This is a genomic window from Roseofilum sp. Guam (genome assembly GCF_017746735.1).
Classification (GTDB): domain Bacteria; phylum Cyanobacteriota; class Cyanobacteriia; order Cyanobacteriales; family Desertifilaceae; genus Roseofilum; species Roseofilum reptotaenium.
Genome location: NZ_JAGHZN010000034.1, coordinates 39,844 through 54,909, shown reverse-complemented (window position 1 = coordinate 54,909; position 15,066 = coordinate 39,844). Strand labels below are relative to the sequence as shown.

At 44.8% G+C, this 15,066-nt stretch carries 13 protein-coding genes and 1 pseudogene; 5 read left to right on the top strand and 9 right to left on the bottom strand.

Features of this window, described 5'->3' with window-relative positions:
• Nucleotides 1-445: 445 nt before the first annotated feature.
• The gene (gene acsF / locus J7529_RS14760) at nt 446-1,522 is read right to left on the bottom strand and encodes a magnesium-protoporphyrin IX monomethyl ester (oxidative) cyclase (protein ID WP_318729603.1); all 1,077 of its coding nucleotides are present in this window, start codon (nt 1,520-1,522) and stop codon (nt 446-448) included.
• A 397-nt stretch (nt 1,523-1,919) separates the two neighbouring features.
• Between acsF and hemF the strand changes: the two genes are divergently transcribed.
• Nucleotides 1,920-2,951 (top strand): oxygen-dependent coproporphyrinogen oxidase, encoded by a 1,032-nt coding sequence (hemF, locus tag J7529_RS14755; protein ID WP_318729602.1) that lies wholly within the window; start codon nt 1,920-1,922, stop codon nt 2,949-2,951.
• Between the two features lie 265 nt (nt 2,952-3,216).
• A pseudogene (locus J7529_RS14750) lies at nt 3,217-3,774 on the top strand (Uma2 family endonuclease).
• 88 nt (nt 3,775-3,862) lie between these two features.
• Here the strand turns inward: J7529_RS14750 and J7529_RS14745 are convergent.
• Nucleotides 3,863-4,690, bottom strand: a complete 828-nt coding sequence (locus tag J7529_RS14745; RefSeq protein WP_318698213.1) for a photosystem II manganese-stabilizing polypeptide — start codon at nt 4,688-4,690, stop codon at nt 3,863-3,865.
• A gap of 152 nt (nt 4,691-4,842) precedes the next feature.
• A complete protein-coding gene (locus J7529_RS14740) occupies nt 4,843-6,174 on the bottom strand; it encodes a four-carbon acid sugar kinase family protein (RefSeq protein WP_318729600.1) in 1,332 nt (443 codons plus the stop codon).
• A 104-nt stretch (nt 6,175-6,278) separates the two neighbouring features.
• On the opposite strand from J7529_RS14740, the gene J7529_RS14735 reads away from it, so the two are divergent.
• Nucleotides 6,279-6,560, top strand: coding sequence for an AAA family ATPase (locus tag J7529_RS14735; protein ID WP_318729599.1), 282 nt, complete (start codon nt 6,279-6,281; stop codon nt 6,558-6,560).
• 139 nt (nt 6,561-6,699) lie between these two features.
• Nucleotides 6,700-7,128 carry a DUF3226 domain-containing protein gene (locus J7529_RS14730; protein WP_318729598.1) on the top strand — a complete coding sequence of 143 codons (429 nt, stop codon included), beginning with the start codon at nt 6,700-6,702 and terminating at the stop codon, nt 7,126-7,128.
• Between the two features lie 47 nt (nt 7,129-7,175).
• Here J7529_RS14730 and J7529_RS14725 read toward each other — a convergent pair whose 3' ends face one another.
• Nucleotides 7,176-7,499: a Mo-dependent nitrogenase C-terminal domain-containing protein gene (locus J7529_RS14725; protein ID WP_318729597.1), complete on the bottom strand. Its 324-nt coding sequence runs from the start codon at nt 7,497-7,499 to the stop codon at nt 7,176-7,178.
• Between the two features lie 189 nt (nt 7,500-7,688).
• A complete protein-coding gene (locus J7529_RS14720; RefSeq protein ID WP_318729596.1) occupies nt 7,689-8,867 on the bottom strand; it encodes an iron-containing alcohol dehydrogenase in 1,179 nt (392 codons plus the stop codon).
• Nucleotides 8,868-9,327: 460 nt separating this feature from the next.
• On the opposite strand from J7529_RS14720, the gene J7529_RS14715 reads away from it, so the two are divergent.
• Entirely contained in the window at nt 9,328-11,529 is a 2,202-nt protein-coding gene (locus tag J7529_RS14715) for a phosphoketolase (RefSeq protein WP_271938641.1), read from the top strand.
• A gap of 122 nt (nt 11,530-11,651) precedes the next feature.
• On the opposite strand, the gene J7529_RS14710 is transcribed toward J7529_RS14715, so the two are convergent.
• From J7529_RS14710 to J7529_RS14695, 4 genes are all read right to left on the bottom strand, one after another.
• Nucleotides 11,652-11,981, bottom strand: coding sequence for a hypothetical protein (locus tag J7529_RS14710; RefSeq protein WP_318729595.1), 330 nt, complete (start codon nt 11,979-11,981; stop codon nt 11,652-11,654).
• A 167-nt stretch (nt 11,982-12,148) separates the two neighbouring features.
• Complete coding sequence (locus J7529_RS14705) at nt 12,149-12,364, bottom strand: hypothetical protein (protein ID WP_278003030.1); 216 nt, start codon at nt 12,362-12,364, stop codon at nt 12,149-12,151.
• A gap of 139 nt (nt 12,365-12,503) precedes the next feature.
• Nucleotides 12,504-13,946, bottom strand: a complete 1,443-nt coding sequence (locus J7529_RS14700; RefSeq protein ID WP_318729594.1) for a methyl-accepting chemotaxis protein — start codon at nt 13,944-13,946, stop codon at nt 12,504-12,506.
• 24 nt (nt 13,947-13,970) lie between these two features.
• Nucleotides 13,971-15,050 carry a chemotaxis protein CheW gene (locus J7529_RS14695; RefSeq protein ID WP_318729593.1) on the bottom strand — a complete coding sequence of 360 codons (1,080 nt, stop codon included), beginning with the start codon at nt 15,048-15,050 and terminating at the stop codon, nt 13,971-13,973.
• Nucleotides 15,051-15,066: the final 16 nt, after the last annotated feature.

Genomic DNA, 15,066 nt, shown 5'->3' with positions numbered 1-15,066 from the left:
CGGCAGTGAAACACAGCAGCGGCGACGATACTTTGGGGGTCACCCTTGGGCAAAATAGCTCGGTGCCAGGTCCATTTTTTACAAAAGGTCTTTCTAAGATATCAGAAAGACCTTTTGTTGTATTAATACGATATCTCAAGGGGGGATATCAAGTGGGCTAATTAATCAAGGTATAGCCATGATTTCGCTCCACCAATGAAAACGCGTAAGGAACGATGTCAAAGGGTATCGTCATGCGATCATGAGCTTTTGGTTGATGTTTTCAGTAAGATCTTGCTAAAAAAAGTCGCTATAGCGACCTTTGAGACTTGTGGTGTTAATACCTTGTTACTCCTATCCTTAAAGAATTATCTTGTTCTTCTCTAGAGAAAAACAAGATAGGACAGGTTTCTTTTTTCAATCTTGGCTGAGTGTCAAAGATATTGATAGAAACCCGGTTTCTGGCTTAACACACGGTATCCCGGATAGCTTCTGCATCAATGGGTTTAATCAGATATAGACGCAGCATATCCCAGCCAATTCCAGCCATTAAGGGGAGTTTACGGAAGAATTTGACAATTTTAGGGGCATTGCTCTTATCAATTGCTGCCAGCTCCATGTTGCGCTCTGAACAGCGATAAACCCGTGGGAAAAATTCTGGATGATCCACATTTAACATGACTGGGAAAGCCCGACCCGCTGTAACATTGGTATTGCAAACTACAGTTTGGTCATACTTTCTAGCATCTAAACCAATCATTTCATAAAAGTCAGTACGCTCATCTACAGTGAGAGAATGAGTAACAAAGACGGTGAGCAGGAAAAAGCGGGCCCAGAGTCGTCCTGTCCAGCTATCCCACATATGGCGCTGCGATCGCAATAGGGCTGTGAAAATATCCCCATGGCGGTTTTCATCCTGACACCAGCTTTCAAAGAACCGGAAGAGCGGATAAAACTGATATTCTGGGTGTTTCTCTAAATGACGGTAAACGGTGATGTAGCGCCAATAGCCAATTTTTTCCGACAGATAGACCGCATAGATAATCCACTCTGGCTTAAAAAATGTATAAGTGCGGTTTTTCGTCAGATAACCCAAATCCAGAGAGATCTTAAAATCACTCATGGCCTTATTCAGAAATCCAGCATGACGGGCTTCATCCCGCGCCATTAAATTAAAGATTTCTGATAATAGGGGCTTAGTGTCTTTGAGCTTACGGGAGAGTTCCTTAAAGAGCAAAAAGCCGGAGAATTCAGAAGTGCAGGAGCGCTCTAAGAAGTCTACAAATGTAGCGCGGGTTTTTTCATCAAGATGTTCCCAAGACTGGTCAAAGCTCTCATCCCGGACAAAGTGATGGCGGTTATAGTCCGCTTTCATTTCAGCCACCATAGCCCGAAGTTCAGCTTCTTGGCTAGAAATATCCATCGAGGCGATGGCCTCAAAATCAGTCGTATAAAACCGAGGGGTCAGCAGGGTTTCCTTGACTGGAGCTTTTACCCCTGGCTTGAGTTCTTCTATCGTCGGTTGTGAGAGCGTCTTAACCATAATCAGGTGCAAAATCAGTTTATCGATACATCAGTTTATAACGAAGATAAGAATTGATCGTCAATTCTCATAAAATATTTACATTGCTTTACGGTTCTTCTTTGTTGTATGCAAAAGTCCATAAAGAGAACGCTTGTTGATCTAGATTGGGATTGATCGATCGCTGAGAGGATCTGGGGACAAAGCTAACTGTAGGAGAGAGTTTGAGGCAGATGTTCAGGGTGCTTTTTCCCTTGGTTACAGCAAAAGGAGTCGAGGGGTGTAGCGATCGCCTGTACTCCTTACAGTATTAAGTTTTGAAAAAAAATCATCAATTTGAGTTTAATCGCTATAGAGTGATTAGAGTTGAAATTCCAAACAAAACCAACAGAGTCTACAACGTTATTACGAAGTTACTATGAGTCATTCTGAAACCTCCAACCTCCCTCCTAAAGATTCTCGCGAACGGTTTAAAACCTGGGTGATGGGTTTACAAGAGAACATCTGTCAAGGACTAGAAAAGATTGATGGTCAAGCTAAATTTAAACAAGACCAGTGGGAAAGGGCCGAAGGAGGTGGCGGTCGTTCCAGAGTGATCCGAGACGGTCGAGTTTTTGAACAAGGTGGAGTGAACTTTTCCGAAGTTTGGGGAGAAGGACTACCCTCTTCTATCCTTACCCAACGTCCTGAAGCAGCAGGTCATCCCTTCTTTGCTACCGGAACATCAATGGTGTTGCACCCCCGTAACCCTTATGTTCCTACCGTTCACCTGAATTATCGCTACTTTGAAGCCGGCCCGGTTTGGTGGTTTGGCGGTGGTGTTGATTTAACTCCCTACTATCCGTTTACTGAAGATGCGATTCACTTCCATCAAACTATTAAGGATGCTTGCGATAAACACGATCCAGAATATTATCCTGCCTTCAAACGCTGGTGTGATGAATATTTCTACCTCAAGCATCGCCAAGAAGCTAGAGGTATTGGTGGAATTTTCTTTGATTACCAAGATGGTCGGGGGCAACTCTATCGAGGCCCCAAACCTGAAGGAGAAGCCGCACAATATAGTCAAAAAGTTGGCGACACTTCTCATACTTGGGAAGAGATCTTTGCCTTTGTTCAAAGTTGTGGCAACTCCTTCCTTGATGCCTATCTTCCCATTATTGAGCGCAGACAAGATATAGAAGCCGGAGAACACGAGCGCAACTTCCAACTTTATCGCCGTGGACGCTATGTAGAATTTAACCTTGTCTATGACCGAGGAACTATTTTTGGCTTACAAACGAATGGCCGTACTGAATCTATTCTGATGTCCTTACCTCCCCTGGTACGTTGGGAATATTGCTATAGTCCAGAAGCAGGCAGCCGAGAAGAAGAGCTTTATACCACGTTCCTAAAAGCCCAAGATTGGGTTAATTGGGAAAAAGAACCGGAATTAGTAGGTGCAAAATAGATCGGCCTTGATTCTATAGCTTTAATCAGCTTTAGAACCCTTGGATTTAAGGGTTATGACTCTCCTTCTGAACCACCGACGGATCTTTCGGTGGTTTCTTGTTTTTAGGTCATATAGCAGGGATAAGGATACTTATCCCTGTTGTGTCACTCTGGGAAAACTTTTTTCTTGTCTTAACTTAATTCTAGGACTCTTAGAGAATTGGCGATCGCCATGAGCTAGTTCTAACTTGCTAGAATAAAATCCCATCAATCCCCTAATCCAGATGATTCAAGCCCTAACTCCATCCCTAAGCTTAGAGAAATTTCTGGAGCGTCCAGAAACCAAACCAGCTCTAGAATATCTCAACGGAACCATTCAGGAAAAACCGATGCCCCAAGGTGAATATAGTCGCTTACAATACAGGCTCTGTTTAGCGATTAATACAGTGGCAGAAACGGCTAAGGTTGCTTGTGCGTTTCCCGAACTGCGCTGTACCTTTGGGGGACGTTCTATGGTTCCCGATATTGCTGTCTTTCGCTGGGAAAGAATTCCCCGAACTGATAGCGGAAAAATTGCCAATCGTTTTGACCTTCATCCCGATTGGGCTATTGAAATTTTATCGCCTAACCAAAATCACTCTCAGGCCTTAGATAAATTATTGCATTGTTCACAAGCAGGCACCAATCTGGGATGGCTAATTAATCCCGCAGAAGAAAGTACTTGGGTCATTGGAGAACATCAACGCATTGATTGATTTACGACTGACGCACAACTGCCTATTTTAGAAGGGATTGATCTACAGTTGAGTGTCTCAGAAATTCTCGGTTGGCTAATCCTCTAAAATCTATTCCCTATTCTCTAGCATGAAGCATTGGCAAAAAATAGGGACGAACACTCTTCGTCCCTACTTCAATCAAAGTCTGATGAAATTAGCTTAAATCTTCTTCTACACGACCGTAGAAGATACCTTTGATTTTCACATCTACAGGCTCTTTGGCCCCTAAATCAGTATCCGAAGGTTGGACACTGACAAAAATTCCACCAAATTCTCCAGTGCTGGGGTCAACTTTCGTGACTTGTAAAGAAATCTCTCCTTCACCTACTTGAACCCGTTTCACATTAGCCAGGGTCAAATCGTCAGCATCTGCGCTAGAGGGTAAGGCAACGGCATTATCATAACCGGTCGCTACCCCTCTGGCTTTTGGATCGAGGAAGGTGGCTCCCCGATAGGAAGGAACTCGGAATTTACCTTCAAAATCAGTTGAGGTATTGATGCTATCTGCACTCGGTTGACTTTGAGCCAAGAGATTTTTGATAGTAAAGAAGAAGGGAACTTCTTCACCTCCAGGTAGGAGTACGGTAACAATTTGGAAATCAATTCCACCTTTTTCAGCAAAAGTCAGAGCTTTATCTGAATTAAAGGTCAGGTCTCCATAAACTTGAGTAAGGCTGGACGTTTTACGGGTAAGTACTTTACCGGGTACAAACTCAGCTTCTTTACGCTTGCTAGTGGCTTCTTCTTTAACAAAATAGTCGTTAGGTTGCAAGCATAAATCAGTTAAGACGTAGGTCTTGCTGGAATCTAGGGGAATGGAACCTCTAGCGGTTTCTTCCAATTGGGGACAGTTATTCGCTAAACCTGTGTTTTTAATATCATCGTAGGTGTAGTCGCTGCCTACGGCTGGGCCTTCACTACAGGCGGTAATCAGACTCAAACACAAGGCTAAGATGACAGAAATAAAAGCGCGGTATTTCATAGTTGAGTTGTTAGCGTTGACCAAATGTGTTTTCCTCCAACGGAGTCGTGCTGCTCCGCAACTAAGAACGGATGGCTTAGGGTGGGGGAGCAGCAAAACTCTTTTAACCATAATTTCATAAAATGGTACGGCTAAGATCCCGTTAAGTTGCTTCAGTGAGCAGAGGGCTGGTTTAATCGTTGATAGACGGTGGCTAACCCGTGGCGATCGCCAACATTCCCTGGAAAGAGGACGACGGGTAAGTTGGGGAATCGGAGATGATCGATGGGAGTACGCACGAGGGAACATCCGGCTAGAATTTGGCCAAGCAGACGAGCCGATCGCAGAGCTAACCCGTGACTGAGGACATCGTTCGAGGTAATTCCGCCTTTACTAATTAAATAGCCGATGTCTTCCGGTAAGTTCTGAACTACACTCATTAGGACGTGGGATACCTGTTTGCCAAAGTCGAGCCGCGCTTGAATGGTGGGAAAAGTGAGTTCTTGGCGGGAGGTGTAGATAACGGGGGTTGTGCCTTGGCTGTGGATGTCTTGAACTTGGCTTGAAATGCTTTCTATGAGGTCTTCTTGACTGTTTGGGTCATTTTTGAGTAAATGGCTCACATCGACTTCTATACCGCTAATTTCTGGCTCTTCCAGCAGTTGGGAGAGTTGTTCTGTGGTTTTTTGCACATGGGAACCGACTAAAATTATGCCTGGTTTGCCTTCGCGCACATATTGATTCATGTGTTCAGCCATGACGGGTTGGGAAGGCAGTTGAGCAAGGGAGGTAAGAATACTGGCAGCGCTACGGAGGAGGAAACGTTTGCTATGGGAACTGGCTCGCAATAGGTCACCAGCAAACCAGTCTAGATCGACTTGATGTTCTGCGTCTACGACTCCACATTGATTATTACTGAGGGTCATCAAGCGATCAAAGCTGCCTTCGCGAATGTCTTCGAGTAGAAACCGTTGGACGCGATCGCTGCTAATTTGACCTTGGGTTTTCTGGGCAACATAATCGGGAAGATAGGAGTGGGAGTAACCAAAGACGGAATCTTTGGCAAATTCGGTTTCATGGACGGGGGTTGGGGTTCCGTCGATCATCAGATAATGGATACTATCACGGGTGATCCGTCCGCCTTCAAAGAACGCAGGAATGAGAAAATGGGCATCAAAGGGACCGAGTTCGGAGGCGATCGCATCGGTTTCAATGGGATAATGGCCCCGCAGCGTGGAGTCCGAGCGACTGACAACTAAGAAGTTTTCGATCTGTTCTGCGGCGATCGCCTGTTTTAGATTTTGGCACACTTCCAGCGTCACCTGCTGCGCTTCTTCTGGAGTTAGCGCTCTCGTATTCGTCAAAATAAATACGATTGGCGAATCATCCGTTAAACCAAACCGCAGGGTTTCCACATCCCACTGCATCAGCAACAAACAACTATGTACCGTTTGTGAGCCGGTGGGATCGTCGTCAAGAACAATAATTTTCGGTTGGGTACTCATGGGTTTGGATAGAGCAAGAACTCATGAAATTATACCAAATTCTGTTCTCTCCTTATGTTAAACTTCTATTGGTTTTCTTCTCGTTCTTCTAGCGAGTTTGCTCTATGCTCAGAAGCGTAAAAATTGAGAATTTTCGTGGCTTGCAATCTTTAGATCTGCAAGATCTCGGTCGTTTAAATCTGCTCGTAGGAGCCAACAATTGCGGTAAAACCTCTATCCTAGAAGGGATTCAACTCCTTTGTTCCCAAGATGATATTGATAGTTTTCTTATTTCCATGGAAACACGAGGCGAATCTTCTTATAATTACCAAATTAAAGATGTCGAATTTGCCATCCAAAACCTGTTTTATGATTATACAATACAAGTGACTGCTGGCGCAGTTTAGCCACCATCGCTAGTGAAGAGGATGCCGCAGAAGAGGGTATTAGAATCGACCGCATCGAACGGGATAAGCCTCAAAGTATTGTTTTTAGCGAAAAGGAAATCGCGATCGCAGCGACTCAAGATATTGAGGTTCGTTAGCGATGGCACGTCAACAAAAACCTAATCCCAAAAAATTGATAGTTGAGGGAAAAGAAGATCTCAGAGTTATTCCCGAACAACTCCCCACATCAGGACTGATTCATGTCACTCCTGATGGCATTCAATTCGGAGTTTGGATTATGCCAGATAACCAAACGCAAGGGATGTTAGAAACATTCCTAAAATATCTTGTTCGAGATGAAAGTCAACGGCTTTGGGAGTATGCCAAAGAAGTTGCTCAAGAAGCCAAGCAAAAAGGCGCAACCTTTAAATCTTCTCATGGGGATAAAGCGAATATCTATACCTGGTTGGCTTGGCAAGATCCACCGGGACGACAATTGCACGATGCAGTTAAGCAAAAGATCCTCGATCCGAATCATCCGAAAGCACAGGACTTTGTGAAGTGGTTCAAAACATTATACGAGTTGTAAACGATTTTGAGTTACAGCAGGTTTTACCGATTACCAGCGCGGTGTGCTTAACAATAAATGCGAATATCTTGTCCACATTCATCAGCCAAATAACACAGAGCGCGGAATCGCAGTCCAACCACTTCTTCATAGAGTGGATTTAACTTGCATAAGGGGGGAATATGACCGATTTTACGGCCGAATAAATAGAGGTCGCGAGCAAAAGGACACTGAACTGGAATCAGACGACAGAGAAAATGGGCTATGTTTTCATCACGGATTTCTAACCGATTGAGCCATTGACGTAAAGGATGTAAGTAATGGGTAATGGTGCGATCGCTTTCTTGCAGTTCAGGGTTAGTAGGACGTTGGATGAAGAGAAACTTGAACATAATCATTGCTCCGATTGCTTTCATACTTTCAGTGTATACATAAGCTTAGTAGATAGCAAGTCTTCGTTTATATAATTTTTTGTTATCACTAATAAGATTGGCTTACCCTCTAGCCATCGAAGAAGAGCAATTGACCGATGACTGATGATCCATGACCAGCCCGTTTCATGTCCTCGACAGCCCAAAGCGCTACAATCGGTCCTGTAAGATGGAGTAGATCTCATTTCGATGTAGATCTACATTGGGGCAGTAATCGAGGGTTTTTTCGATGACGGGAGGCAGATCCTGGGCACGAATGCCATATTGACCCAAACGAGGAATCGGGAGAATTTGCACCCACGCTTCTACAATATTGACTAAGGCATCACAATAATAATGGGGGCTTTGGTGAGTTCGGCCATCAAAGAGTTCTCCGACCTTAGCAATTTTGAGCAGAATGGGATTTTGAGCATAACGGGTTCGCAGCGCTTTTAAGCTCATCCGCAGAGCAGAACCCGCTAAGGTACTACAAGCGATACGATAGGGAATGGGGCAAAAACTACTGAGGGTGAGAGAGAGTCCTTGCAGCAGTCCGATCGCACTATTCGATTGACTAATACCGGATGCACAGGAGGCATAGGCCATTTTTCCACGCACTGCTTGGCTAGTGGCTCCGACTGCACAAGCAAGCAGCAAATTATCTTTGAGAGCTTCTAAGCCACTCCAGATAATCGCTTCCGTTAAGACTGAGGTATGCAGAGCACACTCAGCTTCTATTAAGTGGGATAAAGTGACTAACCCAGACGTAGCCGTGAGATCGGGAGGGCAGGAAATCAGGAGTTCTGGGTCAATAATGACGGCATCTGGAATGAATTGGGGGTGAGTGAAAAAGGTTTTGGTTCCTCGAGCTTCAATCCGGTCGATCGCCATTTTCGGGGTAACTTCATTTCCCATACCAGAGGTAGTGGGAATGGCAATTAAGGGAATTTTGGGGTGGGTGAAGCATGGTTTGCTTGCCAGGCTTTGGATATGAGCGATCGCCCCAGACTCTGGAGGAATATCAGAGGCGATCGCTTTTCCCACATCAATCACACTACCACCGCCAATACTGACGATCGCATCAATCGAGAAGTCGCGGATCTCCGCACAGATGCCATCAATCAAAGCATCGGTCGGTTCGCGATCGCAAATCCTGTGATATACTACCTGACCCGACCGACTTAAATTAGTCTTAATCTCGTCTAACTTACCCGATGCTTCTAGAGACTTGGCCCCTGTCATCAGCAAGACCCTCTTACCCTCAAATTGGGTAATTAAATTGGATAATTCTTGAACTTGGCCAGCACCAAAATAAATCGGGGGAACCTTGGAAAAACTAAAGGCTTTCATTAACAGGGGTTCTCAGTTCTAGAGGGCAATCAGGTCAATCCGAGGGCGACCCGCCTTATGAAATACAATTCTAGCAAGGGTCTTCACTGTAACTCCATTCCTCAGACCCTGTCATTTTCTCAGTATATAAAGGGTATGACTAAACACTACTCTGGTTTGTTATACCCTAATTTCCATCCCTAGACTGGTCTCAAGCAGTGATTTTTTTGTCTGAGATTATTAATCAACTTACCCCAGTGAACAGATTCCCCATCTCTACTGAATACTCAGTTGAATCTATCACTCTACTCCTTTTCTCCTCTCTTTTTTTCCGTATATTTCGATGGAAAAGTTTTTATCTATAATTTCTTATTTATGGTTTTCTAGGAAATTAACCAATAGACCCTACCCAATGGACTGTCCAGCAACATTGTAAGATTTATTTAACCATCTCCAACCACGCCAGAGGATTTTTTTGCTCATGACCGTGAATACCACTGTTTCCCCCTTTTGTCAAGGTATCCAATATTTTGCTGACAGCCTCCCGGAATTTGCCACCTACGGAACCGAACCTGCCATTGAAGCAGGACAAACAGCTATTACCTCCCCCAGCGACCCGCGTGCCGCCTATCAAACGCTCCTAGCGGCCGATGCCTTGCGGTATCTGACCCTACAAATCACCGCCTCCAAACAATCGGGACATCCTGGTGGATTTGCTAGTATTGCCGAGGCGATCGCCGCCCTCGTCATGCTTGGTCACAAAAATATCCTCACCGAAGTCGGTCACCACGCCCCCGGATTCTACAGCAATATGTTTCTCGACCGCTCCCTCGAAGACATGGGCATCCAAACCGTGCAACAAATGCGCGAACGCTTTCGGGAAATGCACGGACTCCTCGGCCACCTCTCCGGCCAAATCCCCGGACTCCTCAACCCAGCCGGCCCCCTCGGCCAAGGGCAACACTTCGCCATGGCCGGAGCCAAACTCCACCCTGGCATCCTCTTCCCCGTCACCATCGGCGACGGCGGCCTCGGCGAACCCTACATCATGAGCAGCTTCGGCCACTTCCACACCGCCTTTCCCCACATCACCAACTTCCTTCCCATCCTCGTTTGGAACGGTTACTCCCAAGAACACCACAGCATGGTCTCCACCAAAACCAACGAAGCAATGATCCAATACTGGGAAGGTAACGGCTTTGAAGAAGTCATCCTCGTCAATGCCAAAGACTTCGACGACACCAACCAACCCGGAGACTATGTGGACAGCACCCAATTCTCCTTCAAAAACCGGCTTGAATTCGTGCAAGAACTCCTCGCTGCCACCCACCAAGCCGCCCAATCTGCCCTAGGGGGTAAACTTACCGTCCTCATTGTCAAACAACTCAAAGGTGCAGGTGTTCACAAACGTGGCGCAAAATCCCACAACCTCTATCCCGGAGATAACACCGAAAAAGACTACATCGTGAGTGCCCTTCAAGAACGCGCCCTCACCCCTGAAGGCTGGCAACTCGTTCGCACCAACTTTGAGCGCTCTGCTGGAGGCCCTGCTTCTAGCCATGTCGTCACCGAACAAGAACTCCCCGTACCCGAACTCGGCCAACTGCCTCTCACTGAATATCCCGTCAAAGGTGACAAAAAAGTAGCCACCACCGCCATGGGTGAGTTAATCGTTCATGTGGGCAAAACTGACCCCAACTTCCTGCTTACTAACGCCGATGGTAATGCTGCATCGGGGATTAATAACGTCAATATCGGTCTGAAAATCCTCCATCCCACCCCCGATGAAGACTACTTCCAAGGGCCCCAAGGCCAAGTCTATGAACCCTTAAGTGAAGATGCCTGTGCAGGGTTAGCCGCAGGACTCGCCCTCTTTGGAGTGCGTACCCTCTGGTGTTCCTATGAATCCTTCGCCATCAACGGCCTGCCGATTTGGCAAACCGTAACTCAAGCCATGGCAGAATTGCGCCGTCCTACCCCCTCAACTATTACCCTCTTCACTGCTGGAGCATTAGAGCAAGGACGCAACGGTTGGACGCACCAACGGCCAGAAATTGAAAATTATTTTGCTGCCATGATGCGAAATGGTAATATCTTTCCCCTCTTCCCCTGCGATGCCAACAGTATCCAAGTGTGTTATGAATGGGCATTGGGAACCAAGAATAAGGGAATTACGATTACTGCCAGTAAATCCCCCTTACCAGTTCGGACTACCCTCGACCAAACCCGTCAGGCTCTTCAAGATGGGGGAATCATTCTCCATGAAACAGAAGGGAAACAGAAGGTCGTGTTTGCTGTAATTGGCGATATGCCCTTAATTCCCACGTTTGAAGCCGCTCTAGAATTAGAAGATGAGGGCATTGGCGTGCGTATCGTTTCCGTAATTAATCCCCGACGGTTATATCGTCCCACCGATGTCGCTTGGGAAACTTGCACAGAAAAGGATAGCCATTTCTTAGATGATGCTGGGTTTGATCGTTTGTTTGCTGGTGATGCCTTAATTGGCATTACTGGAGGAGCCAGTGCCCTATTAGAACCCGTGATGTTGCGCAGTACTTGTAAGCGCGATACCTTTGCCTGGAAACGGGGAGAAACGGCTTCGAGCGCTGGAGAGATTATGGCCTACAACGGTTTGAGGGCGGAAAACTTGGCCAAGCGGGCAGAAGAATTGTTAGGCCGTTAGAATCGTAGGGGCGAAAAATTTTTCGCCCCTACAACTGTTAATCAAATTCACGATATTTGTTGGGTTTTCCGCTTCGCGGACATGCACATTCCTCAACCCAACCTACCAATCAAGACTTTAAGCTAAGGCACTTCTTTTTCATACAAGTCAAACTCTTGTGGTGTTCCATTTAAGTGGTTGAGTAATTTTTCATATAACTCTTGATTGCCATTTTGTGCTTCCCATACTTCCTCAATCCAGCTGAGTAAAAAAGCTTCACGCTGATCGATTTGACCATCATCTTTTGTAAAAGACCCCTGACGCAATCTTTCTTTGACCTGATTGCTCCTAGATTTCAGATGCTCTAAAATATCTCTAGATACGAAGTCTAACTTATCCTCAATATGTGGGTAAGCTTCCAGGACTTCGTTTATCAGGAGGTCAAATATTTTTTGCTGATTGAGCTGGGCCATGAGCTGGATTATCCTAAATTATTTTTGAATGAATTAAAAAACTGTTCTTATTCCCTATTCCCTGTCACAGGCAATATCTTTTACAAAATTACCCAGGAGGTTCCCCAGTTGAAATTCACTATCATCTCCTTCTAAGAGAAGATGGGCAAAGTAGTTCATGGGACTTTCTAGACGATAGCAGAGATTTCATCGACGGTCTGGATTCGGCCTTTGTAGACAGCGTGCAGGAGGCGATCGATCGCAGCTCGTTCCTCATCAATGAGGGAATCTTCGAGGACAGCAGCTAAGAGTCCGTAACAGTCAGCTTGAGTGAGAGTACGGGTTGTGCTGACTTGGGCAAAGAGTTCAGGTATGGCAAAGGGGAGTAGGCGTAGTTGAATCATAATTTTTCGATTAAAACTCATACTATTTATACGATAAGGAAAGATGAAGCCGATCAGGGTGATGACTATCAGAGAAGAGTGTGATGTATGTCAAGATTGGAGTTGATTTCGATCGCTAAAGTAGGAGTATTAAATCGTCTTAAATAATACTTTTCAAGCTTAAAGAGGCTTCGTTGAGTTTTTGGGTACCGATGCGGGTTTGGGAAATACTAGAGGCGGTTTCTTTGGCTCCTTGGTTAATGCTATTCATGGCTTCTACGACTTGTTGAATGGCGATCGCCTGTTGTTTAATGTTTAAGGAAATTTGCTGGTTATTCAACACTACATCGTTAATGGCTTCAGCGACACCACTAAAGGCTTGGGCGGTTTTCTGAGCAATATCTACCCCAGAACTAACCGTTTTTGTTCCTTCTTCCGTCACCATCACCGTTGAATTAATCGACCCTTGAATATCCATCACTAAAGCATTAATTTTATCGGCTGATTTGCGACTTTGATCCGCTAATTTGCGGATTTCACTGGCCACTACTGCAAAACCTTTACCATGCTCTCCGGCTCGTACTGCTTCGACCGCAGCATTGAGGGCTAACATATTGGTTTGATTGGCTAAATCACTGACTAAGGCAGAAATATTACCAATTTGACCAGTCTGCTCACTGAGTAAAACAATTTGTTGGGCGATCGCACTCACCTTTTCCCGTAAATCTTCCATCCCTTGCAGTGTATTATCTACCGCATCACTACCCCCTTGGGCCAAGACCAAGGCTTGTTGAGCCGCTGATACCGATGCCTCTGCTTGCTCAGAAACCTGACGAGAAGAAGCTCCTAATTCATCCATAGTGGTTGTGGTTTGATTCACCGAAGACGCTTGTTGAGTAACCGTCCGCTCTTGCTGTTCCACCGTGGCTGCAATTTCTGATGAAAACGCAGCGATTTCCTCTGTAGATTGATTAATGATTTTGGCTAATCCTCCAGAAATCCAGAAGGCGAAAGAGACCGTCACCACGATTAAGCATAGCGTTCCTAAAGAAATCACCCAAATTAATGTATGCAGAGCATTAGTTGCTTTTTCCGTTTCTAATTTGAGCAAATCTTCTTCCATCGATGAAAATCGATCAGTGATTCGATCAAAGGCTGTTGCAAACTCTGTTCCTTGCCCAGAATTAAAAAGGGCAATGGCTTCATCTCTTTTTCCTTCATCTGTTAAGATATGTGTCTGGTCTGAAAACTCCTGATATTGATTTTTTAGATCAATAATCTGATTGAGAAGTCTCTCTTGCTCAGGGTTCTTCACTAAAGATTTCAATTCTATCGCAACAGCATCAAACTGACGAGTGTATTCTTGATATTCTTGCAAAAACTTTGGATTTTGAACAGCTAAATAGCCTCGGTTACTCCGAATCATTCCCTGCCCACTTAGACTTAAGTCACCAATATTTATAATCACTTCTTGAACTCGATCTATTGTCTGAAAAACCTCCTGTGCCGTGATATATACCCAGCCAGAAATCAAGGCAGTAAACCCAATGGGTATAGCATAGCTAAACAGAAGTCTTTCTCTGATTCTTAAATTAGAAAACATCTATTTTTCTCCTCAAGGATACAACTAACTGGCTTCATTAACTCGTAATTCTGAGTGATTCAAAACCTTTTTCAAATCGAGAAGTCCCATCATTTTTTCCTGATAAGCTACTGTTCCCCGTAGATATTCTTCATCTACCACATGCACAGCCGTAGGAATAGGTTTGATTTGCGATTTGGACAAGTAGATGACATCAAAAACGTTGTCAACGACCACACCAACCACAAAGTCTTCAGTAGCGACTACAACTGCTCGCAAGGGAACCCGATTATAGTTTAGGTTCAGAATAGACCCAATATTCACTAAAGTAACAATTTCACCTCTGAGATTAATATTGCCCACAATATGAGAGGGACAGCACGGAATAGGTGTAACTCGTTCAATAGGAGTAAATTCGCGCACTAATTCTAAATCTATACCAAAATATTCTTCATTCAAACCAATAACCGCAATAGGCATTAAGCCTTTGATATCTTCATGAGCTAGAGATTGTCTTAGATTTTTCGCCCTGGAGTGAAAAATCTCTCGCTCTTTTTGGCTGGCATGGGGACAAAATAAAGTTCGGTTGTGAGCATGGAATTGTTCATTGTCAGAGGTAAATTCTTCTTCTTCAATTCCTGGATCAATGTCTGCCAACTCCTCAGTTTCTACCGGGCGGAGTAGAGTCTCGATATTTAAAATCATGATAATGTGATTCTCCACTTGTACCAATCCCCTCATACAAGGGGTCATAGATGGCCAATGAAGCGATTTTTGAAGAGCACGTTTTAAACGTCCTTGGGAAAATTGAATCGAGATCTCTGATTCTTCAATTATCTGTACTTCATGGACTTGATTGACAATAATGCCCATGAGTATGTCTTCAGAGTGCAAGACAATGACGCTATCACTGATTTGGTATTCCTGAGTTACATATCCGAGTCTAGATTCGAGATCCATAACTGGAATAATCTTACCCCTTAGATTGAGAACTCCGGCAATATCTCGTGCAACTTCGGTAACGGGGGTTAACTCAGGTAAGAAGAAAATTTCTTCTACATATAGAGCATCTATCCCGTAGCGTGAACCGTTCAGGCTAAAGGTAATAAACGGTTTTTTTTCCATAATCCCTATTTTGAAG

Bases quoted from the DNA above. Each gene is read 5' to 3' on its own strand.
- acsF (WP_318729603.1), bottom strand. From the start codon at position 1,522: ATGGTTAAGACGCTCTCACAACCGACGATAGAAGAACTCAAGCCAGGG.
- hemF (WP_318729602.1), top strand. From the start codon at position 1,920: ATGAGTCATTCTGAAACCTCCAACCTCCCTCCTAAAGATTCTCGCGAA.
- J7529_RS14745 (WP_318698213.1), bottom strand. From the start codon at position 4,690: ATGAAATACCGCGCTTTTATTTCTGTCATCTTAGCCTTGTGTTTGAGT.
- J7529_RS14740 (WP_318729600.1), bottom strand. From the start codon at position 6,174: ATGAGTACCCAACCGAAAATTATTGTTCTTGACGACGATCCCACCGGC.
- J7529_RS14735 (WP_318729599.1), top strand. From the start codon at position 6,279: ATGCTCAGAAGCGTAAAAATTGAGAATTTTCGTGGCTTGCAATCTTTA.
- J7529_RS14730 (WP_318729598.1), top strand. From the start codon at position 6,700: ATGGCACGTCAACAAAAACCTAATCCCAAAAAATTGATAGTTGAGGGA.
- J7529_RS14725 (WP_318729597.1), bottom strand. From the start codon at position 7,499: ATGTTCAAGTTTCTCTTCATCCAACGTCCTACTAACCCTGAACTGCAA.
- J7529_RS14720 (WP_318729596.1), bottom strand. From the start codon at position 8,867: ATGAAAGCCTTTAGTTTTTCCAAGGTTCCCCCGATTTATTTTGGTGCT.
- J7529_RS14715 (WP_271938641.1), top strand. From the start codon at position 9,328: ATGACCGTGAATACCACTGTTTCCCCCTTTTGTCAAGGTATCCAATAT.
- J7529_RS14710 (WP_318729595.1), bottom strand. From the start codon at position 11,981: ATGGCCCAGCTCAATCAGCAAAAAATATTTGACCTCCTGATAAACGAA.
- J7529_RS14705 (WP_278003030.1), bottom strand. From the start codon at position 12,364: ATGATTCAACTACGCCTACTCCCCTTTGCCATACCTGAACTCTTTGCC.
- J7529_RS14700 (WP_318729594.1), bottom strand. From the start codon at position 13,946: ATGTTTTCTAATTTAAGAATCAGAGAAAGACTTCTGTTTAGCTATGCT.
- J7529_RS14695 (WP_318729593.1), bottom strand. From the start codon at position 15,050: ATGGAAAAAAAACCGTTTATTACCTTTAGCCTGAACGGTTCACGCTAC.